The 22,638-nt window shown below is 58.2% G+C and carries 19 protein-coding genes; 11 read left to right on the forward strand and 8 right to left on the reverse strand.

Going from position 1 to position 22,638, the window contains the following annotated elements; genetic code table 11:
• Positions 1–3 precede the first annotated feature (3 nt).
• From ACP0GE_RS01475 to ACP0GE_RS01500, 6 genes are read right to left on the reverse strand one after another with little or no spacing between them, the layout of a single operon-like run.
• A complete protein-coding gene (locus ACP0GE_RS01475) occupies positions 4–2,367 on the reverse strand; it encodes a xanthine dehydrogenase family protein molybdopterin-binding subunit (protein ID WP_424830225.1) in 2,364 nt (787 codons plus the stop codon).
• A complete protein-coding gene (locus ACP0GE_RS01480; RefSeq protein ID WP_424830226.1) occupies positions 2,360–3,124 on the reverse strand; it encodes an N-acyl homoserine lactonase family protein in 765 nt (254 codons plus the stop codon). Before ACP0GE_RS01480 ends, ACP0GE_RS01475 begins: the two co-directional genes overlap by 8 nt.
• Complete coding sequence (locus tag ACP0GE_RS01485; protein ID WP_424830227.1) at positions 3,121–3,609, reverse strand: (2Fe-2S)-binding protein; 489 nt, start codon at positions 3,607–3,609, stop codon at positions 3,121–3,123. Before ACP0GE_RS01485 ends, ACP0GE_RS01480 begins: the two co-directional genes overlap by 4 nt.
• Positions 3,606–4,466 (reverse strand): FAD binding domain-containing protein, encoded by an 861-nt coding sequence (locus tag ACP0GE_RS01490; protein WP_424830228.1) that lies wholly within the window; start codon positions 4,464–4,466, stop codon positions 3,606–3,608. The genes ACP0GE_RS01485 and ACP0GE_RS01490 overlap by 4 nt, the downstream gene beginning before the upstream one ends.
• Complete coding sequence (locus ACP0GE_RS01495) at positions 4,467–5,234, reverse strand: enoyl-CoA hydratase-related protein (RefSeq protein ID WP_424830229.1); 768 nt, start codon at positions 5,232–5,234, stop codon at positions 4,467–4,469. It lies immediately after the preceding gene.
• 30 nt (positions 5,235–5,264) lie between these two features.
• A complete protein-coding gene (locus tag ACP0GE_RS01500) occupies positions 5,265–5,717 on the reverse strand; it encodes a CoxG family protein (protein ID WP_424830230.1) in 453 nt (150 codons plus the stop codon).
• Positions 5,718–5,943: 226 nt separating this feature from the next.
• On the opposite strand from ACP0GE_RS01500, the gene ACP0GE_RS01505 reads away from it, so the two are divergent.
• The 5 genes from ACP0GE_RS01505 to ACP0GE_RS01525 all read left to right on the forward strand — a co-directional run bounded on the left by ACP0GE_RS01505 (position 5,944) and on the right by ACP0GE_RS01525 (position 10,613).
• On the forward strand, positions 5,944–7,257 hold the full coding sequence (locus ACP0GE_RS01505; protein ID WP_424830231.1) for an ABC transporter substrate-binding protein: 1,314 nt from the start codon (positions 5,944–5,946) through the stop codon (positions 7,255–7,257).
• A gap of 66 nt (positions 7,258–7,323) precedes the next feature.
• Positions 7,324–8,220, forward strand: a complete 897-nt coding sequence (locus tag ACP0GE_RS01510; protein ID WP_424830232.1) for a branched-chain amino acid ABC transporter permease — start codon at positions 7,324–7,326, stop codon at positions 8,218–8,220.
• Positions 8,220–9,176 (forward strand): branched-chain amino acid ABC transporter permease, encoded by a 957-nt coding sequence (locus ACP0GE_RS01515; RefSeq protein WP_424830233.1) that lies wholly within the window; start codon positions 8,220–8,222, stop codon positions 9,174–9,176. Before ACP0GE_RS01510 ends, ACP0GE_RS01515 begins: the two co-directional genes overlap by 1 nt.
• Positions 9,173–9,973 carry an ABC transporter ATP-binding protein gene (locus tag ACP0GE_RS01520; RefSeq protein WP_424830234.1) on the forward strand — a complete coding sequence of 267 codons (801 nt, stop codon included), beginning with the start codon at positions 9,173–9,175 and terminating at the stop codon, positions 9,971–9,973. Before ACP0GE_RS01515 ends, ACP0GE_RS01520 begins: the two co-directional genes overlap by 4 nt.
• The gene (locus ACP0GE_RS01525) at positions 9,966–10,613 is read left to right on the forward strand and encodes an ABC transporter ATP-binding protein (RefSeq protein ID WP_424830235.1); all 648 of its coding nucleotides are present in this window, start codon (positions 9,966–9,968) and stop codon (positions 10,611–10,613) included. Before ACP0GE_RS01520 ends, ACP0GE_RS01525 begins: the two co-directional genes overlap by 8 nt.
• A gap of 45 nt (positions 10,614–10,658) precedes the next feature.
• On the opposite strand, the gene ACP0GE_RS01530 is transcribed toward ACP0GE_RS01525, so the two are convergent.
• Positions 10,659–11,636, reverse strand: a complete 978-nt coding sequence (locus tag ACP0GE_RS01530) for a winged helix-turn-helix transcriptional regulator (protein ID WP_424830236.1) — start codon at positions 11,634–11,636, stop codon at positions 10,659–10,661.
• Positions 11,626–12,147 carry a MarR family winged helix-turn-helix transcriptional regulator gene (locus ACP0GE_RS01535; RefSeq protein ID WP_424830237.1) on the reverse strand — a complete coding sequence of 174 codons (522 nt, stop codon included), beginning with the start codon at positions 12,145–12,147 and terminating at the stop codon, positions 11,626–11,628. Before ACP0GE_RS01535 ends, ACP0GE_RS01530 begins: the two co-directional genes overlap by 11 nt.
• Positions 12,148–12,315: 168 nt before the next feature.
• Between ACP0GE_RS01535 and ACP0GE_RS01540 the strand changes: the two genes are divergently transcribed.
• The 6 genes from ACP0GE_RS01540 to ACP0GE_RS01565 all read left to right on the forward strand — a co-directional run bounded on the left by ACP0GE_RS01540 (position 12,316) and on the right by ACP0GE_RS01565 (position 22,385).
• A complete protein-coding gene (locus ACP0GE_RS01540) occupies positions 12,316–14,070 on the forward strand; it encodes an AMP-binding protein (protein WP_424830238.1) in 1,755 nt (584 codons plus the stop codon).
• Positions 14,071–14,106: 36 nt separating this feature from the next.
• Positions 14,107–15,300, forward strand: a complete 1,194-nt coding sequence (locus ACP0GE_RS01545; RefSeq protein WP_424830239.1) for an acetyl-CoA C-acyltransferase — start codon at positions 14,107–14,109, stop codon at positions 15,298–15,300.
• Between the two features lie 3 nt (positions 15,301–15,303).
• A complete protein-coding gene (locus ACP0GE_RS01550) occupies positions 15,304–17,649 on the forward strand; it encodes a 3-hydroxyacyl-CoA dehydrogenase NAD-binding domain-containing protein (RefSeq protein ID WP_424830240.1) in 2,346 nt (781 codons plus the stop codon).
• Between the two features lie 8 nt (positions 17,650–17,657).
• Entirely contained in the window at positions 17,658–19,454 is a 1,797-nt protein-coding gene (locus ACP0GE_RS01555) for an acyl-CoA dehydrogenase family protein (protein WP_424830241.1), read from the forward strand.
• Positions 19,455–19,535: 81 nt separating this feature from the next.
• A complete protein-coding gene (locus ACP0GE_RS01560; RefSeq protein WP_424830242.1) occupies positions 19,536–20,201 on the forward strand; it encodes a transglutaminase-like domain-containing protein in 666 nt (221 codons plus the stop codon).
• A 168-nt stretch (positions 20,202–20,369) separates the two neighbouring features.
• Positions 20,370–22,385: a DEAD/DEAH box helicase gene (locus ACP0GE_RS01565; RefSeq protein WP_424830243.1), complete on the forward strand. Its 2,016-nt coding sequence runs from the start codon at positions 20,370–20,372 to the stop codon at positions 22,383–22,385.
• The last annotated feature ends 253 nt before the right edge of the window (positions 22,386–22,638 follow it).

Here is a 22,638-nt window from a genome sequence, read left to right on the forward strand (position 1 = left end):
ATCTTACTCCTGTGACTCGGATGCCGCTGCGATCAGCGCATGCAGCTTGTTTGGGGTGATGGGCAGCGAGTTGATCCCGATGCCCAGATGAGAAACGGCGTCGGCCACCGCATTTGCGATGGCGGCGGGGGCGCCGATGGTGCCGCCTTCGCCCATGCCGCGGAATCCGCCCGGATTGTTCGGCAGTTCGGTTTCAATATGGTGCACGTCCATCGGGGGTATTTCGGCAGATGTGGGGACCAGATAATCCGCCAGAGTTGCCGTAATCGGCTGACCGGTTTCGTCGAATTTCATCTCTTCCAGCAGCGCGGCCCCAACACCCTGCGCCACACCACCATGGACCTGACCCTCGACCACCAGCGGGTTGATCAGCTTGCCGCAATCCTCGGCCACGACGATGGTGCGCAGTTTGATTGCCAGCGTTTCGGGGTCAATCTCGACAACGGCCACATGGGTCGATGACGTGGTGGTGCCGAGGAACGGATCAAACGTCTCCTGCGCTTCGAGCGTTTCGCGTTTCTCCATCGGTAGGGTGGCCATATCCGCATAGACGACGCGGGCCAGTTCCCTGAAGTCGATCGAGTGGTTGGTGTCGCGCACAAAAATGCGCCCGTCGCCGGTTTCCACCTGCTCGGGGTCGACATCGAACAGCGATGCAGCGACACGTTTGACTTTGTTCAATAGCGTACGGGTGGTCTTGATGGCGGCCCCACCGCCCAGTACGGCCGAGCGGCTGGCGTAAGTGCCGGTGCCATGTGGGCTGGCAGCGGTGTCGCCATGTACGATGCGAACATCCTCGGGTTTGACGCCAAGTTCCTCGCCGACGATTTGCGCCAGCGTGGTTTCCAGGCTTTGGCCATGGGATGAAATGCCAAAACTTGCGGTGATTGCGCCGGTGGCGTCGATGCGCACATTCGCGGTTTCCACACCGGTATTCATCGGCATTCCCGGCGCTACGGCGATACGCGACCCGATGCCGGTCAGTTCGGCATATGACGCGTATCCCACACCAATCCACTTGCCGCCCTGTTGCTTTTCCGCCTCCAGTGCGGGCAGATCGATTGCGTCTTCCGCCGCCGCCAGACATTCCTGAAAACCTGAGCGATCCCAAATGATGCCCGAGCCGATGCGATGCGGGAAATCTTCGGCACTGGCGAGGTTGCGGCGGCGGATTTCAAGGGGGGAGATGCCCAGTTCCGCCGCCGCCAAGTCCACCAGCCGCTCCATCGCAAAGACAGCCATAGGCCGCCCAACGCCGCGATAGGGGCCGGTGGGGGGTTTCGGGGTGCAGACCGCGCGCACGCGCCCGCGATAGGCCGGAGTTTTATACGGACCGGGCAGGAAACTGGCGACCTGAACCGGTTCCAACGCAGCGGTCCATGGATAGATCGAATAGGCCCCGATATCCCCAATGATTTCGGCGTCGAGCGCCAGAAAGCGGCCGTCGGCGTCAAAGGCCAGCGTGGCCTCGACCTCTTCTCCGAACGCCTGCGAACTGGCGGTCAGCTCTTCCAGACGGTCGGCCACATATTTCACCGGACGCTCAAGACGACGGGCCAGATCCGCGACGATAACCTCTTCGGGATAAAGCGAGCCCTTGCCCCCAAACGATCCGCCGACATCCGGAGCTACGACACGGATTCTGTTGCCGTCGAGCTTCAGCAGCCGGGCCAACTCATCCCGGACGATGCCGGGAATGTTTGTGGCGTCGTATAAAGTCAGTTCATCCCTGCCAACATCATAATCGGCCAGATAAGCGCGCGGTTCGGTGGACATGGAGGTCTTGCGGGTGAGGTTGAACCGGCCCGAGACCGTGTGGGGTGCGCTGGCTATCTGCGCAGGCGCGTCTCCGGTGGTGAAGACGCGCCCCAAAAGGACGTTCGATACCAACGCTTCATGCAGTTTGGGTGCGCCCTCGACTATCGCGTCGCGGGCGGTGACGGCCACGTCAAGCGGGTCATAGTCGATATCAACCAGCGCGGCGGCATCTTCGGCCACGTAACGGTTGCAGGCGACAATGGCCACCACAGGCTCTCCTACATACCGCACCACGTCACGTGCCAGAACCGAGCAGGCGGTGGCCTGATAGTTCTTCATCTTCGACGGCGCCTTGATCTCGGGGATATGGTCGAAATCAGCGGCGGTGAAGATGCCGATCACGCCGGGCAGGGCACGGGCCTGTTGCACGTCGATGCTGTTGATCCGGGCATAGGCCTGATCCGAGCGGATAAAGGCCAGATGTGCCATCCGGGGCAATTGGATATCAGCCGTATAGCGGCCCCGTCCCGTCAAAAGACGCGGGTCCTCGAACCTTTGCACAGGCTTGCCTACATATTTGGGTCGCGTATAGGCGGTGGCGTCAGTCATAAGCATCCGCGCCTTTTTTCAGGGCGTTATACTGTTCGTCATCGTGGCAGCAGATCAGCGTTCCGCCCTCAGCCTCAAGCTTGCGGACTTTCTCATACGAGGCCAGCACGACATCCGCATCCCAGGCGTTCTTGGGCACTTCGTCATTATCCAGATTGCGGCGCAGGTTCACCGCGTCCGAGACGAGCAACACGGTGCCAGTGTTCTCCAGCTGCACCTTCAGGCCCATCAGACCGGGAGTGTGGCCAGGTAGGTCGATGGTGATGATCGAGCCGTCGCCCATCAGGTCGTGGCCTTCAGTCACGGTCTCCATTGTCATCGGATGATCCCAATCTTCAGGCATTAGTCCCAGCGCGGCACCTTCTTCGCTGCGCGCGGCTGCCAATTCTTTTTCATGCACAACAACGCGGGCGTTGGTGAAGAACTCGTTGCATCCGGCGTGATCCGGATGGAAATGCGAATTCACCACGATGTCGATGTCTTCCGGCTCCAGACCAACGGCTTTCAGGCTGTCGATCACGTTATTCTCGGGCGTTCCGATCACCTGCATGGCGCGCGCCAGCGGACCCCAGCGGCCCTCGGCATCGGTGATGACCTGCGTATGATAGCCGGTGTCGAACAGGATATTGGCATCCTTGTGGCGCAGCAGAATCGCCATGACCGGCAGCTCGATCATCTCGGTCTTGTCGGTGCATTCCGGTACATAAATCCGCTTTTTCATGGCCAGACGGCCCGCGTCGAGAATGTGCATCTTCATAGATTGGGTATCCCGTCTCGTTCGTTGACCAGCGTACGGACGGCCTTGACGATGTGGTCGTAGCCGGTGCAGCGGCAGATATTGCCCGATAGCGCGTCGCGGATTTCCTCGTCGTCGCGCAGGGGCAGGGTGTCCAGAACATCGCGCACGGTCATCAGGAAGCCGGGCGTGCAAAATCCGCATTGCAGGGCATGATGTTCGCGGAACGCTTCTTGAATGCGGTGCATCCTGCGGGTGGTGCCCAGCCCTTCGACCGTTTGCACGTCCATGCCATCCAGTTGTACAGCCAGCATCAGGCAGGATCGCGCGCTGGTGCCGTTCAGGGTAATGGTGCAGGCCCCGCAAACGCCGTGTTCGCAACCGACATGAGTGCCGGTCAGGCCCAGTTCGTCGCGCAAGAAGTCAGCGGCCAGCATTCGGGGTTCGACATAAGCGTCGAACGCCTCGCCATTCACGGTCAGAGAGATTTGTGTTTTGCCGATCATGTCGCGGCCTCTTTCATCGCGCGGGTCAGAACCCGGCGCGCCAGAACCGGCACCAGCGACAGCCGGTAAGCGGCCGAGGCGTGCAAGTCGTCATTGGGTTCAAGGTCTTCCACGGCCAGCGGCAGCGCAGCTTCGATGACCTCAGCGGTGGCAGGTTGGCCGGTCAGCGCTTCTTCCAAGGCTGCGGCGCGGACCGAGGTGTCAAAGACGCCACCCAAGCCCAGCCGAACCTCGGCGAACTGCCCGTCTTTGATGCACACCAACGCGCCCGCCGCGACGACCGCAAAGTCGCCCGCCCGCTGCGCGACCTCATCAAAGGCCATGCTGCAAGGGGCGCTGGGCAAGGGCAGGTGGATGCCGGTGACCAACTCGGTTTCTTCGATATCGGTGACTAGCGGGGCCAGGAAGAACTCATCCGGCTTCGCGGTGCGTGGGCCGTCGCCGCCCAGAATCTCAATCTCGCCGTTCAGCAAGGTCACCAGCAGCGGCCATTCTGCTGAAGGATCGGCGTGGCACAGGCTTCCCGCGACAGTGCCGCGGTTGCGAATGGCGACATGGGCGACATGAGCCATTGCTTCGCGGATGATCGGCAGGTGCTCGGCCAGCAGGTCACTTTGGGCCGCCTCGGCATGGCGCACCAGCGCACCAATGCGGATGCCAGTCTCGGTCTTTTCGATCTGGCTGAGTTCGGCGATGCGATTGATATCCACCAGTCGTTCGGGTTGCACCAGCCGGAAGTTCATCATCGGCAACAGGCTCTGCCCGCCCGCGATGATTTTGGCGTCGTCGTGGTCCAGCGCCGCGACCGCATCGGCCAGAGTTTCGGGCCGGACATATTCGAATGCGGCAGGCTTCATCTATTCACCCCGAAACGCCGGCGGGCGCTTTTCGGCAAAGGCGTTGCGGCCTTCGGAATAGTCGAAGCTGGCTGCGGCCCCATCAATCAGTGCATCAGCCTTTTTCGCGTCAAACTCCTGCAAAGCCACGCTGTTGAGGATGTACTTTGCGCCACCCTGCGTCAGCGGTGCCTTGGCGGCCAGTGCGCCAGCGAATTCGATCGCTGCGGCCATCGGAGCCTCGGACACGTGATCGATAAAACCGATCTTATGCGCGTGTTCCGCATTGAAGCGCTGCGCGGAATAGAGGATGCGTTTGGCCTCGGTCAGGCCCACCAGCGCCAGCAGTTTGCGAGTGGCCTGCACGCCGTACACAATGGACAGGTTCGCCGCCGGGATACCGAATTTCGCGTCCGTATGCGCGTACCGAAAATCGGCAGACATCGCCAGATGAGCTCCGCCCCCCAGCGTGTAGCCAAGATTCACCGCAATCACCGGCTTGGCGCAATGCATGATGGCGGCACAGCCCCTATCGACCGCAACCTCGTATTCCTTGGCCTTTTCCAGGTTTTCGCGGATGTTACCAAACTCACTGATATCAGCCCCGGCCGAGAAATCACTGCCAGCGCCAGTCAGGATCACCGAACGTACGGATTTGTCGGCGGACAACCCATCGAAGATATCCGCGAACCCGTTCCACATGTCGAAAGTGACAGAGTTTCGCAGTTCGGGTCGGTTGATAGTGACGGTTGCGACTCCGTCATTTTGCGTAACCAGAATGTCGGTCATTGTAGCGTTCGGGCTTCCTGAATGCAGAGGTTAGGTGGCGGACTTTGCAACAACTGCGCTGAAATCTTCGAAGAACTTTTTTGCCAACTTTTTGGCGGTGCTGTCCAGCAGGCGCGAACCAAGCTGGGCAATCTTGCCGCCGACATCGGCCCGGGCATCATAATGCAGGACGGTTTCGTTGGGCGAGGACTCTTCGAGCCGTACAATCGCCGAGCCTTTGGCAAAACCAGCCACGCCGCCCTTTCCTGCGCCGGATAGCACATAGCTTTCGGGCGCATTAATTTCGCTAAGTGTGACTTCGCCCTCGAACTTGGCCTTAACCGGCCCAACTTTCAGTGTCACCTTGGCTGCCATTTCGGATGGGCTGTCTTGAGTCAGCTCCTGACAGCCCGGGATGCACTGTCGCAATACGTCTACGTTGTTAAGAGCTTGCCAGACGATTTCTCGTGTAGCGGGGATGGCGACGGTGTCACTCAGTTCCATTCTTCACTCCTTCCAACGCATCGCGCCCAACTTTAATTGTTAACTTGCACTAATGGACTTTTGTGATGGAGATGTCAAGAAGGTATGTATTACTTTGCGTATTATATACATATTAAGACCGCTTGCTTTGATAATAATTAAAATATCAATTTTGTTATAGCTTGCATTAATGAACGATCTGACGTAAAGAGTTCGATAGTGCAAGCTAATGGGAGGTCCAGCAACAATGCGCGAAAATGTGATCAAGAATAGGCTTAAGGTGCTGACCGTCAGCGCCTTTGTTGGCGCGTCAGCTTTGGCGTCCCCGTCACTGGCAGACGATTCCTTTAAAGTCGCAGTAGTATCTTTCCTGACGGGTCCGGCTGCCGGTCCTTTTGGTGTTCCGGGGCGCAATGGCGCTGAACTGGTCATTGACGCCATCAACGACGGCACCATACCCGCCCCCTACAGCGCGCCGGGATTCGGCGGGCTTCAACTCGAGGCGATCTTTGCAGACGAATCCGGCGGGAACGCCAAGCAGGTTGCCGAATATCGGAACCTTGTCGAGAAGCAGGACGTTGACGCCGTGCTGGGTTACATTTCTTCGGGGTCCTGCATGTCGATTGCGCCCGTGGCAGAGGAACTGAAGACCCTGACCGTGATGTCTGTCTGCGGTACGCCGCGTCTGTTTGAAGGCAGCGACTGGAAGTACACTTTCCGCACCCAGGCCCACGCTGTGGGTGACAGTGTGGCGGCGGCGCTTTACATCCGTGATCAGCTGGGCGACGTCGCAAGCTATTCCGGCATCAACCAGAACTACGCATGGGGTCAGGATTCCTGGAAGTTCTTCGACATCGCAATGCAAAAGCTTGCACCGGGGTCCGAGGCGTCAGATAACCCTCAGTTCCCTAAAATCTTTGCGGGTCAGTACGGAACCGAAATTTCCACACTGCTTCTGGAAGACTCGGATCTGGTTCATTCCAGTTTCTGGGACGGAGATATCGAGGCGTTTGTTCTGCAGGCATCTGTCCGCGGTTTCTTTGACAAGAAACGGTTCATCTCGGTGGCCGGTGCCTCGGCAATCGACAACCTGGGTAAACGGTTCCCGTCCGGGACTGTCATCGGAACGCGCGGTGAGTTCGGTATTCTGGTGCGCGAGCAGGAGGGTGAGCTGAACGAATGGTTCATCAATGCCTACAAAGAGCGGTACGGCGTATATCCTCTGGAATCCTCATACCAGTATGCTCAGTCGGTTCTGGCGCTGAAGGCCGCCATGGACAAAGCTGCCGCCGATAATGGCGCGGCACCGGATACAGATCAGATCATCGCTGCGATGACTGGGTTGGATTTCGAGTCGCTTGCGGGCGATGTCAGCTTTGCGCTGGGCAACGGCCATCAGGCGATCCACGCCGTCGGCTACGGCATCACCGCCTGGGACGATGAGAAGGATGAGCCGACCGTGGTTGATGTCAAGGTCTATCCGGCCCATTGCATCCTGCCGCCTGCCGGACAGCTTTCCGAGGACTGGTTGGAAGCCGGAATGCCCGGTTCTGACTGCTAATACATCAATAAATTGGCGGCGAGGGTGGCATGCGCCTCCTCGCCGCTGTCTTTCCGGGGAAAGCAAATGCAAACAACCCTCACGATCCTTCTCGATGGTCTGAGTTACGCATCGTACCTCTTCATCGTCTCAGTCGGATTGACGATCGTCTTTGGCGTGATGAAAATACTGAACGTAGCCCATGGCGGTTTCTATGCCTGGGGCGCTTATTCGGCCGCATATACAATCGGCCTTGCGGCAGAACTGGGTTTCCCGGATTGGTTTGGGTTCGTTCTGATAATCCTGTCCTCGGTATTCGTGGGGCTTGTGCTTGGATTGGTGATCGAGCGGGTAATCCTGCGCAAGCTGTACGAGCACGAAGAGGTCATCGTCATCCTGGCCACCTTCGGCCTGTTTTTGGTATTGGAAGACCTCATCATCCTCGTTTTTGGCGTTAACCCCTATTTCGCTTTCCAGCCCATGGTCGTTTTAGGCAGCGTTGAGCTTGGCGGGATCTTCCGGGATGTCTATTCACTGACATTGCTGGGGCTTGCAGCCTTCGTCGCGCTTGCATGTTGGTACGCCCTAACTCAGACCCGCTGGGGTAAGATCCTGACAACAGTGATCTATGACCGAGAGATCAGTCTTGCGATCGGTATCAACGTGAACGCCGTCTTTGTATGGACCTTCGTGGCGGGTGCCACGCTTGGAGCACTGGGGGGCGCCTATATCGCGCCGACTGTTTCGGTCGCTCCGGGAATCGGGATCGACGTTATCGTGCTGAGCTTTGCCGTTGTGGTGATCGGTGGAATGGGATCAATCCCCGGCGCGTTGATCGGCGCACTGATGGTGGGAATTCTACGTGCGGTGGCAGTGCACAAGTTCCCCGAATTCGAACTCTTTGTAATCTTCGCGGTGATGGCTGCGGTTCTGATGGTGCGCCCAGAAGGATTGTTCGCTCCCGCCAAAGCCCGGAAAATATGATGATCAGATCGACACTATCAGACAACACAATTCGCTGGGCGATTGTCGGCTTCCTTGTTCTTGCCGCTGCGGGCTTTCTGCTGCCGAACTGGATATTGAACAATACCATGTTTGGTCTGGCGCGGGGCCTCGCTGTGTTGGGGCTTCTGCTGCTGTGGCGCACCGGATTGGTTTCGTTTGGCCATGCCTTGTATTTCGGTCTGGGCGCTTATGCGGTGGCCCTGCTGGAAAAATACACCGGCGCCACGGACCTCATCCTGCGCCTTGGGGCGGCCCTGATCGTATCCAGTCTGGTTGGGTTCTTGCTGGGCTTCGTCCTGCGCCACTACCGGGGCATCTTCTTTGCCATGCTGTCACTGGCCTTTTCGATGGTGCTTTACGGTATTCTGATCAAGTCCGAGGCGCTGGGGTCCACCGATGGTTTCTCGGTTTCGCAAACAACGATCCTGGGTTGGCAACCGCAGACCAAGTATCCGCTGTTTCTGGCGATCATCCTGATCTGCATCATCGCAATTACGGGCGTGCAGCTTTACCTGCGTTCGGCGCTGGGGCATCTGACGACATCCGTGCGCGACAATGAAATCCGGGTAGAGTATCTGGGCTATTCCGTGGCCAAGGCGGTTCACATTAAATATGTGATCTCTGCTGCATTGGCGGGTGTTGCAGGTGGTGTGATGGCGATGGCCCTCGGGCAGGTTGACCCGGATTCCATGGTCAACTGGACCGTGTCCGGAGAGCTTGTCTTTATTACAATCATGTCCGGTCCGGGCAGTGTTGTGGCACCCTTTATTGGCGCGATCACCTTTGAGTTCCTGAGGACATTTGCATTCGAACTGGCCCCGCACGCATGGCAACTCATCGTTGGCGGAACGTTGTTGGCAATCATCTTCTTCCTTCCCGAAGGATTGTGGTCACTGGTCCAGCGCTTCTGGACCAAAAAGGGAGAAGTCTCATGAGTAGCACTTCCGTTTTACGCGTCAGAGATCTTCATAAATCCTTTGCCGGAATCGTGGCCGCTAACAACATTAACGTCGATGTGGCAGACGGCGAAGTTGTCGGCATTATCGGAGCGAATGGTGCTGGCAAGACCGTGTTTGTGAACATGGTCACCGGGTATCTGAAACCCACAAACGGCCTGATCGAGTTTGCGGGCCGGGACATCACGGGGATCAAACCGCGTGTTGCCACCAACATGGGTGTTTGCCGGTCTTTTCAGATCAGTCAGGTGTTCATGACCATGACGGTTCTGGAAAATCTGCTGATTGCGGTTTCTCTGGCCAATCAGGAAAAGCGATCACTGTTGTCGCCATTGCTGTCCGATGATCGGATCGACGAGTGCGAACAGATCATGAGCCGCTACAACCTGACCGAACATCGCGACAAGGTGGCGAGTACATTGTCCCAGGGTGTGCGCAAGCTGCTGGACATTGCGATGGCTGTGGTCTCGAACCCGAAGCTGCTGCTGCTGGATGAACCGACATCGGGGGTATCCAGCGACGAGAAGTTCGGCCTGATGGACCTTGTCGTAAACGCGCTGAAGGAGCAGGGGACTGCGGTTCTGTTTGTTGAGCACGATATGGAGATCGTGCAGCGCTACGTCGACCGGATACTGGCTTTCTATCAGGGTGAGATCATCTGCGACGCGACACCTGATGTCGCGCTGCAGGACCCGAAGGTAATCGAATACGTTCTTGGGGAAGGCCATGGGCCGGTTGCTGGAACCGTACAAGCATTGGAGACCGGACGTGCTTAAAGCTTCACGGTTGAATGTCGACATCGGACCCGCACGGATCATTCGGGACGGGTCTTTTGAAATCGAAACCGGTCAGATGGTCGGGCTGATTGGTGCAAACGGAGCTGGCAAAACCACCTGTTTGCGGACAATCATGGGGCTGATCCCACCAGTGTCCGGGCAGGTCTCCTTTGACCATTTTGAACTGACCAAGACACCGGCCCATCAGCGGGCTACGCTGGGCATAGGCTACATGCCCGAAGACAGGCGACTGGTGCCTTCGCAAACAGCCGAAGAAAACATCCTGACGCCTGTCTGGTCTGTCGGCATTCCCGACTGGCAGGACCGTTTGGCGTGGATTTACAAACTCATCCCCGAAGTTGAGGCATTGCGCGAACGGCCTTCGACCAGCCTGTCCGGGGGTCAGCAGAAACTTGTCGCCCTCGCGCGTGCGCTTATGTTGGGCAACAAATTGTTGCTGCTGGATGAGCCGTCCGAAGGCATTGCGCCGGTCCTGGCCCGCCGTATTTCGGATATTCTCGCCGATATGAAATCAGAAGGGGTTACGGTGTTGATCTCGGAATCCAACACGCAGCACTGCGAAGACCTTTTGGATCGTATGTTCATGATCGAGCGGGGCACAATCACCAGCAACGACTGAAGCTTGCAAAACGGCGGCACCGGACGGCTTTGAGGACGGGAAGACTTATTCCTTCAATGTGTAAGTCAACGTGTAGTCTGTGTCGGTGGCCGCTATCGGTTCCAGACACTCGCTGCACACCACCTGGGCATGAAAATCCTTGCCACACTTCTTGTGGCGAAGTCTAAGTGGGGGGCGACCATCGCTGAGCCATTTGTCGCCCCACGCCATCATCACAAGCATCGGCTTGTAAAGATCGATACCCATTTTGGTAAAGCGGTATTCAAACCGATCTCCGGCTGCATTGTAGGGAACTTTGCGAAACACTCCTGCATCAACCAATCGGTTCAGGCGGTCTGTCAGGATGTTCGTAGCAATGCCGAGTTTCTCGCGCATTTCGTCAAAGCGGCGTACACCAAACCAGCCCTCTCGCAGGATGAGAAAGCTCCACCGATCTCCAATACTGGACAGGCTGCGCGCCACAGAGCACGGGCGCACCCGCTGCAACACGTTCGGATCGGAACTGCGACGTGTTACAGGACGCGCCTCGGGCGGGGAATACCCGGCCCCCGGCCCATCGCGGTACGTAACATCATGCGCGGTTACCGGTGTCTTGCATTCAGAGCACACCGTGATCGGATGACATGCTTTCCCGCATCGGGTGTGGATCAGCTGCAAGGGCGGCGGCTCATCATCTGCCAGCCATTTGTCGCCGAATTCCATCAGCGACAGCATGATGCCAAATAGATCCTTCCCCCGAGGGGTAAAGAAATACTGCTTGCTGCGACCGCTGTCGCGCGTTCCAATCGACAAAAGCCCGTTTTCCACAAGCTTTTTCAACCTGGTAGACAATGTCTGACGGGGAATGCCCAGACGGGCCTGAAATGTATCGAACCGTTTCACGCCAAAGAAGGCTTCGCGCAGGATCAGAAAGCTCCAGCTGTCGAGGACGATCTCGACAGTGCGGCGCACCGAGCAGTGCCGCTCGAGCAGAACGGGTTTTGCGGCTGATCCCGCAATTGTTTCCACGGCCTCAGCTTTCATCTGGCCTATCCTTTTCCTGCCCTTTGTCCGGGGCGCTGTCCGAAATCCGCTCCAGCGTTCCAAGCAACTGATCGAATGTCACGCCACCGATCTGATCCCTGAGAGTTTTTTGATGGGCATCGAACTTCATCTTGAGTTGTCTGATACAAAATGTGCCGTCCGCTGTCAGGTAAATCATGCGCCCTCTGCGATCTTCGGGGTTTTGGCGCCGCTCGGCCAGGCCGCGTTTTTCCAGCGTATCGATGACCGGTACCAATCGGGGGCGTTCAACGCCAAGTGCCTTGGCAAGTTCAGATTGTGCTATACCGGGATTGTCCTGAACGATGGACAAGACAGAGAATTGCACAAGGGTCAGCCCGTCGCCACCCAGCGAGTCGTAAATTCCCCGATATAGTGCAACCAATGCCCTCTTCATTCTGTAACCCAATGTGGATTCCAAGTAGCTTAGATCGGGTGCCCGGTCGGATTTCCTAGGGTCCAGCGAAGGCATCGTTTTATGTGTGTCTGCCATTCGGACTCCTGAGTTTCACCCTTCGCCTTGGACTTGATGAGCGTACCCCGACAAGCTGCAGGGCAACAAGAGGGTTGCGTTTAATAGATAACATTGTTATTTACTTTGCGAGTTTCATTAATAGACCTATCATAGCAAGATAGTGTTGCGACAATCGCGGGAATCCACATGCAAACCTCCGAAAGAGAACTAATTATTAGCAATAAAAGCGGATATTCTGCAACTCATGAGACGGTGCCGGGGATTCTCGAGCGGCAAGCTCAGGTAAGGGGTGATAAAGTTGCTATCATAGACCGTAGTCTTGAGGTGGATATTACCTACAGCGGTTTGTGGACCCGGGTGTGTGCCTTGGCTAATGGACTAAGCCGTTTTGGGTTGAGCGCTGAGCGACCGATTGCAATCTTGTCGGAAAACAGCATTGACCACGCCGCTGTTACTTTTGCTGGAATGGTTCTGGGGGTTCCCGTTGCGCCGATTTCAGTGGCCTATTCGCAGTTCTCTGATCTCGGCCGTATCCGGTCGCTTTTCGAACAGCTTACGCCGGGGTTGGTCTTTGCCGAAGACGCCGAGGCTTTTGGTCGTAGCCTGGCCTTGGCGGCAGATATGGGCGTTCCTACCATTGCCTCGCGCGGGGCGGGTGCAGTTTATGCGCTGACCGAGGTTGAGGCTGAGACTGCTCAGGTCGCCGATCTGCCTGTAATTGATGGCGATACCATTGCAAAGATCCTGTTCACCTCTGGGTCGACGGGTGCCCCAAAAGGGGTGATCGTTACGCAGCGGATGATCTGTTCGAACCAGGCGGCGGTGGCTGCCGAATGGCCGTTTGTCGAGGATGAGCCGCCGGTGATTGTAGACTGGCTGCCCTGGAACCACGTCTATGGCGGCAATCTGGTGTCCATGTGTGCGCTCAGAAACGGTGGCACGCTGGTGATCGATAATGGGCGTCCCGTGCCGGGGCTGTTCCAGAAATCAATCGACAACCTGGCCAAGTATCGGCCAACAATCCATTTCGGGGTCCCCCGAGGTTTCGACTTGCTGGTCCCCGCGTTGGAACGGGATGAGGAATTCGCCCGATCTTACTTCAGCCGCCTGCGCCGTATGTTTACAGCCGGAGCTGCATTGCCCGAGGCGACCTGGAACCGGTATTTGGCTCTGTCCGACAAATATGCGCAACCCGGGTTTGTGGCCCATGTGGCCTGGGGATCGACCGAAACGGCACCGGTCGTAACCATGTCCCCGCCGGATAATACCCGCCCCGACAATCTGGGCGTCCCGGTGCAGGGCTGCGAGGTCAAGATGGTGCCGGATGAGGACAAGATGGAACTGCGCCTGCGCGGCCCGATGGTCACTCCGGGGTACTGGCGCAACGACAAGGCCACCGCCGAATCCTTCGACGAAGACGGGTTCTATCGCATCGGAGATGCGGGACGTCTTGTGGATGATGATCCGGCCAAGGGCATTCTGTTCGATGGGCGGATTTCTGAAAATTTCAAGCTGGTGACCGGAACTTGGGTGCAAGTGAACGCATTGCGTCTGGCCACCATCGACGCCCTTCGTCCGGCTGTACAGGATGCGGTCATAACTGGCCATGATCGGGACGAGGTCGGGGTGCTGGTGTTTATGAACCTTGCCGGATGCCGCGAGATCGCGGGCGAACCCGAGGCCGATCCGGGTGTGTTGCTGCAGAACGAGGCTCTGCGCACGCATATCGCGCAAGGGTTGGCCAGGATCGGGCAGGGGGGTGGGTCCTCTGGCCGGGTCGCCCGGGGTCTGATTCTGACCGATGCGCCATCTCAGGAAGATGGAGAGATGACCGACAAAGGATACCTCAACCAGCGCGCCGCTCTGCGCAAGCGTGCGGATGACGTGATCCGGTTGTTCGAAAACGAAAGCCATCCAGCCGTGGTTCTTGCCGCGCGCTAAGGCACTTATTGCAATCATTGAAAGGCGGAAACGCTTATGACCGACATATTCATCCTGAGCGCTGCACGCACTCCTATCGGCTCATTCGGGGGCAGCCTGGCTGGCTTTACCCCAACCGAGTTGGGAACCTTTGCCGCCAAAGCTGCCATCGAACGCGCGGGTCTGGCGCCTGCCGATGTCGATAACTCGGTCTTTGGCACCGTGATCCCGACCGAGGCGCCGGATCTGTTTCTGGGCCGTACTGTCGTCAAAGAGGCCGGTTGCCCTGACGAGGCGCTGGGCCTGACTGTCAACCGTCTGTGTGGTTCGGGTGCGCAGGCCATCGCGACAGCTGCGGGCATGATCCAGAATGGAGAGAGCAGGATCTCCATCGCGGGCGGAGCCGAGGCCATGAGCCGTGCACCAATGGCGGTTGACGGGATGCGTTTTGGTAAGAAAATGGGCAATGGCTATGTCTATGACTGGCTGACCAACACGCTGGCCGACCCGTTTGGGCATGGGGCCATGGGCGACACGGCGGAAAACGTTGCCGAGAAATATCAGATAACCCGCGAGCGTCAGGACGAATATGCGTTGAACTCGCAGAAGAAGGCCTGCGCCGCGATTGAGGCGGGCCGGTTTGACGAGCAGATCGTGCCGGTCGAGGTCAAGACCCGCAAGGGCACGGTGACCTTTGACCGTGACGAGTATCCCAAACCGGACACATCGTTGGAGGTTCTGGCCGGTCTGAAACCCGCCTTCCGCAAAGAGGGCTCGGTGACCGCTGGCAACGCTTCGGGCATCAACGATGGCGGCGCATGTGTTGTGCTGGCCTCGGGCGAGGTTGTCGAAGAGCGTGGCTTGGCACCCATCGGGAAGGTGCTGAGCTGGGGCCTGGCCGGTGTTCCGGCCGAGATCATGGGCATCGGCCCGGTCAAGGCGGTTCCGATTGCGCTAGAGCGCGCGGGCCTGACACTGGACGACATCGACGTCATTGAATCGAACGAAGCCTTTGCCGCGCAGGCGATCTCGGTCGCGGATGGTCTCAGCTTTCCCGAAGACAAGCTGAACCCAAACGGGGGGGCGGTTGCTTTGGGCCACCCGCTGGGGGCAACCGGAGCAATCCTGACCACCAAGGCACTCTATGAACTAAAGCGTACCGGCGGTCGGTTTGGTCTGGTCACCATGTGCATCGGCGGCGGCCAGGGCATCGCGCTGGTCATCGAAAACCTTGTTGACGTGAGGGGCTAAGGGATGACAGCGCAGGACTCTATCATTGTTGCGAATACCGCAGAAACTCTGGGCCTCAAACGCGCGGCTGTGATCGGTGCGGGCTCGATGGGTTCGGGCATTGCGGCACATCTGGCCAATGCCGGGATCGAGGTTGATCTGCTGGATATCGTGCCCGAAGGCGCGGAGGACCGCGACAAGCTGGCCAAGATCGGTGTTGAACGTCAGCTGAAATCGGGTGGCTTCATGCATCCCGACCTGGCGGCGCGCGTTCGCACGGGCAATGTCGAGGATAACTTCGACCGCATCGCCGAGGCGGACTGGATCGTTGAGGCCGTGTTCGAAGATTTGCAGATCAAGCGCGATCTTTATGTACGTGTTGAGGCCGCCCGCAAGGATGGCTCGATCGTGTCGTCGAACACCTCGACCATTCCGCTGGCCGATCTGACCGAAGGCCAGGGCGACCGGTTTGCGCGCGACTTCGTGGTTACCCACTTCTTCAACCCGCCGCGCATTATGAAACTGCTCGAGATCGTCTCGAACGAGAATACCGACCCGGCAGTTGTGGCGCGGATCGATACGATCAACGACCACCTGCTGGGCAAGTCGAACATCATGTGCTTCGACACGCCCGGCTTCATCGCCAACCGCGTCGGCAACTACTGGATGTCGGTCGCCTCGTCCGAGGCGTTCCGCCTGGGCCTGACCGTCGAGGAAACCGACGCTGTCATGAGCCGTCCGTTCGGTATTCCGCGCACCGGTATCTTTGGTCTGTTCGATTTTGTCGGCATTCAGCTGGTGCCGCTGGTCTGGGGCAGCTTCATGAGGACCCTGTCGGCTGACGATGACCACCGCAACTTTGACATCACGCAGGACAAGACGTTTGCGGCGATGCTGGACAAGGGCCTGACCGGTCGCTTTGGCCCCGGTGGCTTCTATCGCCGCAAGAACGAGGCTGGTGAGCGGGTGAACGAGGTTCTGAACCTGAACATCATCGAATATCGCGCCGCAGGCACCGCTGATCTGCCTTGTTTGGCCGATTGGTCTGACCTGAAGAAGCTGTGCAGCCACGACGACAAGGGCGCGCAATATGCGTGGTCGGTTCTGTCACACTTCGTGGCTTACTCGGCGGAGATCGCCGGTGAGATCGCTGAGAATATCGGCGACATCGATCTGGCCATGCAGCTTGGCTACAACTGGAAGAAAGGCCCGTTTGCGCTGGCCGATCAGGTTGGTGCCGACTGGATTGTCGAGCGGATGGAATCCGAAGGCCGCGCCATTCCCGCTCTGTTGCGTCAGGCGGCTGAGAATGGCGGCTTTTACCCCGCCGAGGGTCGGATGCAGAAAGCCGGTGGCGGTCTGCACGCCGTGAAACCGTCCGAGGGCGTGCTGGCGTTGGCCTCGATCAAGAAGGGATCGGACAAGGTTGCAGGCAACGCCTCGGCTTCGATCTGGGACTTGGGTGATGGCATCGCGTGTTTTGAGGTTCACACCAAGATGAACGCGCTGGACCCCGATGCGACAGCGATGGCGGCGCAGGTCATAGATGCAGTCAAAGCTGACTTCAAAGGTCTGGTGATCGGCAATGACAACGCCCGTGCGTTCTCGGCTGGCGCGCGTCTGGATGTGTTCGTCGATTTCGTGAACCGTCAGGATTGGGACGGTCTGCGAGAGTTCGTGCGCGGCGGTCAGATGGCTTGGCATAACCTGAAGTACTCGGATTTCCCCGTTGTGGCGGCTGCTGGCGGTTTGGCCCTTGGTGGCGGTGCGGAACTGATGATCCATGCCAACCACGTCGTGGCGCATGCCGAGCTGTATGCTGGTCTGCCCGAACGCAATGTGGGTATCCTACCAGCGTGGGGTGGCGCGACACAGATGACCCTGCGCCATCAGGACCTGAATGCGGATAAACTGGCCGGGACCGAAGCTGGATTTCGCGCGGTGATCGGCTGCGTGAATTCAGGCTCGGCCCTGCAAGCACGCGATTTGGGCGTGCTGAAGCCGACCGATGACATCGTCATGAACCGCGACCGTGTTCTGTCGGCGGCTAAGGCCAAGGCCGTGGAACTTGCCGAGGGATACACAGCCCCCGAAAAGGCCAGAATTGTGGCCGGCGGTGAAGCCCTGTTCGACCGTCTGGTCGCCATTGCCGAGGCAGAAAAAGCAGCCGGTCGGTTCAGCGAAACCGACGTTGGTATCTCGACAGAGATCGCAAGGGTGATGGCCGGTGTGAACCTGCCGGGTGCCGAATGCGACGAATTGGCCTTTATGGCGCTGGAACGCGACGCGACGATCACATTGGCACAGCGCGAAACCTCACAGGCGCGTCTGGTTCATATGCTGACCAAGAACAAACCGCTAAAGAACTGAGGCGCAGGATGAGCTGGGCCTATACCCCTCCGGTCGATGATATCCTGTTCTATCTTGAACACTGCACTGGCTTGTTCGGGGATGAGGCAGAGGGCAGAATCGACCGTGATCTTGCCCATGCTATCCTGACCGAAGCTGGGCGTTACGCTGCCGAGGTTCTGGTGCCGCTCAATGCCAGCCTTGACCGGAATGGCGCGCGCCATGACGGCAACGGAGTCATCACTGGCCCCGGCCACAAGGCGGCTTTCGACAAGTTCGTCGAAGACGGCTGGGTCGGCCTGAACCTGTCCGAGGAATGGGGCGGGCAGGGTCTGCCCTCAGCGCTTTATGCTGCTGCTTTGGAGTTCTGGCATACCGGATCGTTGGGCTTTGCCATGGGCAACCTGCTGACCGTCGGCGCGGCAGAAACGATTGAGGCACACGGGTCCGAGGCGCTTAAACAGTCCTATCTGCCTCGTCTCGCCTCGGGCGAATGGACCGCCACCATGGCGCTGACCGAACCCGCTGCCGGGTCCGATTTGGGCGTCGTCAAAGTCAAGGCTACACCGCTTGAGGATGGGTCTTATGCGGTCAGCGGGACCAAGATTTTCATCTCTTACGGTGATCATGATCTGACCGGAAATATCGTGCATCTGGTGCTGGCGCGCCTGCCCGATGCGCCCGAAGGGTCCCGTGGTTTATCCCTGTTTCTGGTGCCAAAGAGCGTTCCAGAAAATAGCGGGCTGACGCCGAACAACGTGAAATGCGTTGGCATTGAAAAGAAGGTCGGCCTGCACGCCTCGCCCACCTGCGTCATGCGGTTTGGCGAGGGTGGGGACAGCCGGGGTTGGCTGATTGGCCAGCCGCATAGGGGCCTGATGGCGATGTTCACCATGATGAACAATGCAAGGATGGCAGTGGCGACGCAGGGCGTGGGCGCTTCGGAATGGGCATACCAGAAGTCGCTGGAATTTGCCAAAGAACGCAAGCAGGGCAAGGGCACAGGTCCGCTGGCGGAGTCAGAGAGGGGCATCATTGCCCATCCGGATGTGCAGAACATGCTGTTGACCATGCGCGCGCTTGCATGTGCTGGGCGCTGCATCATCTTGGAACTGGGGAACGCCATCGACCAGGCCGGCAAAGGCGATTCCAGTGCACAAGCCCGAGCCGACCTGCTGACTCCGATAGCCAAAGCATTTTGCACCGATAGCGGCATTCAGTCCGGCTGCCTTGGCATTCAGGTCCATGGCGGCATGGGTGTGGTCGAAGAAACCGGTATCGCGCAGGTCTGGCGCGATGCGCGGGTGACCACGATCCACGAAGGCACCAACGGCATTCAGGCACTCGACTTTGTCGGGCGCAAACTGGCGATCCTTCCTGAGGAAGAAGTCCAGGGCCTGATCAGGGGCTATTGGGATGTTGCAAAAGGCCTGATCCAATCCGAAAATGACGCCGTAGCCCGGGCAGGGCGGCAGTTGACGGATGCCGTGGCCGCGCTGGAACGGTCGCAGATCAAGATCGCGGAATACAGACTGGCAAATCGCGGGCTGGCAAGCCAAGCCGTTGCCACCGCAGCCCTGCGGCAGTTCTCGCTGGTCGCAGGCTGCGCGTATCTCGGCAAGGCCACGCTGGCCGCCACGGGCCAAACCGCTCCACACCACCGTCGCTTCCGCACCGATCTGTGCTTCTTCGCCAATGATCTGCTGAGTGAAGTCTTTGGGTTGGAACGGGTTATTGCTGAAGGGGAGGGTATTCTGGCCAATCTCGATGAAAACCTGCTTCTGGATCCCGGCGTTGCCACAGATCGAGTGGCAAGTCTGCTATGAAGATTACATGTTAAATATGCATCACGCGTTACAGGGTAGAATATACGTTGTGCACGGTGACCAAAACGCAGGGACCAACACATGATATTCACACCTTACGGAGACCCGGAGCTGTCGGAACACAACCTCGTCGCTACAGAGTTCTTTGATTTCGATCATCCGGCGGTCGCGTCTTTTGTGGAACGCACTATAGGCAGTGAAAACGACCCTGTCGCGCAGGCGGTGCGCCTATTCTATGCCGTCAGGGACGAGATCAGGTACGATATGTATGGCGTCACAGTTGACCCGACGCGATTTCGCGCAAGTGATGTCCTCTCCAGAACCCGAGCCTTTTGCATCCCCAAAGCGTCCCTGTTGGTGGCCTCGTTACGCGCGGTCGGGATACCGGCTGTTATTGGAACAAGCGATGTTGTAAACCACTTTTCGACGCCCAAAATGGAACGGGCGATGGGCGGAAAAACCATATTTCTGCACCACGGTTACGCAACGATTTATCTGGCCGGCAAGTGGGTTAAGGCGGTTCCGGCCTTCAACAAAGAACTATGCGCACAAATGGGCGTGGCCCCGACAGAGTTTGACGGTCATGTGGATGCGCTTTTGCAGGAGTATGATGCTCAAAACAATGTCCGAATGACCTATTTGAAAGACCATGGCCATTGGAGTGATCTACCCATGGCGCGGACCGCGGCGGACTTTGTCGGTTATTATCCTGAAACGTTTACGCAATTGAGCGAGCATTCGAGCTAAAGGGGGCATTCCGGGTGGGTGTTCGCTGATTTTATAGCGCCGATGTCCGTATTCCGGTCTATACAATGCGGATGACAGCCGTTAAGGGGCTGTCTTTACTTTTGGATGATGCGTTGTTTGCAATACTGCGCAGCCTGCGTCCTCTGGCCGATACAAAGAACCATCACTGTGAAACAAACCATTGCAGATGCGCTTGCGCGTAAGGGTTATGATACTTTGACCCAAGTTCAGCAGGCTGTTACCCGGCCCGAGCTGGACGGGCGCGATATGCTGGTATCGGCCCAAACCGGATCCGGGAAAACCATTGGGTTCGGTCTGGCGATTGCGCACCGACTGCTGGACGAAGACGAAACATTCGGAACGTCGGGTGCCCCGCTGGCATTGGTTGTTGCGCCGACCCGCGAGCTGGCGTTGCAGGTAAAGCGTGAACTGGGTTGGCTATATGCCGATGCGGGCGCGTTTCTGGCCTCGTGTGTTGGGGGTCTGGATATCCGGGATGAGCGCCGGGCGCTTGCGCGTGGGGCTCATATCGTTGTCGCCACGCCGGGGCGGTTGCGCGACCATATCATGCGGGGTTCGATCGATCTGACGGCCATCCGCGCGGTGGTTTTGGATGAAGCCGATGAGATGCTGGACCTCGGCTTTCGGGAGGATCTGGAGTTCATCCTTGATGAAACACCGATAGACCGCCAGACACTGTTGTTCTCTGCTACGGTGCCGCGCGCGATTGCCAACCTGGCGACCCGGTATCAGCGCGATGCAGAACGTGTGACCACGGTCAGTGAACGGACCCAACATGCCGATATCGAGTATCGAGCCATGACCGTCGCCCCGCGGGATAGTGAAAACGCGATTATCAACGTGTTGCGCTATTACGAAGCTCCGAATGCCATCGTTTTCTGCAACACACGCGCGATGGTGTCGCGCCTGACCGCGCGCCTGTCGAACCGTGGGTTTTCAGTTGTAGCGCTCTCGGGTGAGTTGACCCAGGCTGAACGTTCAAACGCGCTGCAGGCCATGCGTGATGGGCGGGCTCGAGTCTGTGTGGCAACCGATGTGGCCGCTCGTGGGATTGACCTGCCGAACCTTGATCTGGTGGTACACGCGGAACTGCCAAACAGCCACGAAACCTTGCTGCACCGCTCGGGCCGGACCGGCCGTGCCGGGCGCAAGGGGGTCAGTACGCTGGTCGTCGAGCCTTCATCGCGGAAAAAGGCAGAGCGTATCCTGAAATTCGCCAAGCTGTCCGCGGACTGGGGGACAGCGCCGTCAGCCCAAGAAGTAAACGAACGAGATCAGGCGCGGATGTTTGCGTCAGAGGATTGGCAGACCGAGATCACAGATAGCGAACGCCCAGCGGTTCATAAACTGATCAAGGAGTTTACACCAGAACAGATCGCGGCAGCTTATCTGCGGCAGTTCAAGCTGCGCCATTCTGCCCCGGAAGAGCTGGCAGCGATTGATCAACGCAGCCCGAAACCGCGCGCCGCTTTTGGTCCCAGCGTCTGGTTCTCACTGTCCGAGGGTCGCAATCAGAACGCATCCCCGCGCTATATGCTGCCGATGATATGCAAGGCTGGTGATCTGACCAAGGGTGACATCGGGGCCATTCGGATCGATGAAGACGTGTCCTATGTCGAAATCCGAGAAGCCAGTGTCGCAGGTTTTCTAACGGCCATTGGTCCCGATATGAAAATCGAAAAGACCAAAGACCTTGTGCGTCTGGATCAGGCGCCGGATTTGTCGGCAACCGGTCGAACTGGGCTGAATCGCAAGTCCGGGGGTAAGCCGTTTGCGCCCAAAAGAGGCACCAGGCTGGATGAGCGCGATCAGACGCCAGCCCGCCGTCGTAGCAAATCCAAACCCCAAGGTCGTGCGCCTTCCAAGCCGGATCAACAATACTCACAAGCGGTGCAACCGGACAAACCTGCGGGCGCAGCCGAACGTCGAAGCGATCCGAAAAGTGAGGCAGATGGCCTGTTCAAAGCGACGGGTGCAAAGCCGAAAAGCCGTAAGGACCGTAAGGCCAGACCCAAAAGCGGTGACATCAAATCTGCCCGGAGTGGATCAAAAGGCCCACCTCCACCCAAGAGCAAGCCAAGTAGCAAAAAAAACCGCGCGCGTGCGGCAGCAGCCAAATCTGCAAAGGGTGGCGACTCCGTTCCGAAACGCTGTAAGACCTAGCATGGATTAGTCTTTGACCAAGGCATGATAGATCTGTTGCAAGGTTTTGGCTGTCGATGCTCGTTGATGCAGGCGCAAGTGGTTCAGGCGTGCATAATCTGGGCGGTATGTAGAGCATAGGGTGAGCAAAAATTCACAACTAAGGGTTAGTAGCGTTCGATCAATCATTATCGCAACTCAAGAGCTGACACCTTCGACCCCAGGCGCAACTACGCATTCGAAACGAATGCGTGATGGACACTTGATCAGGCTG

The organism is Ruegeria sp. (assembly GCF_965243365.1).
In the GTDB taxonomy this organism is placed as follows: Bacteria; Pseudomonadota; Alphaproteobacteria; order Rhodobacterales; family Rhodobacteraceae; genus Ruegeria.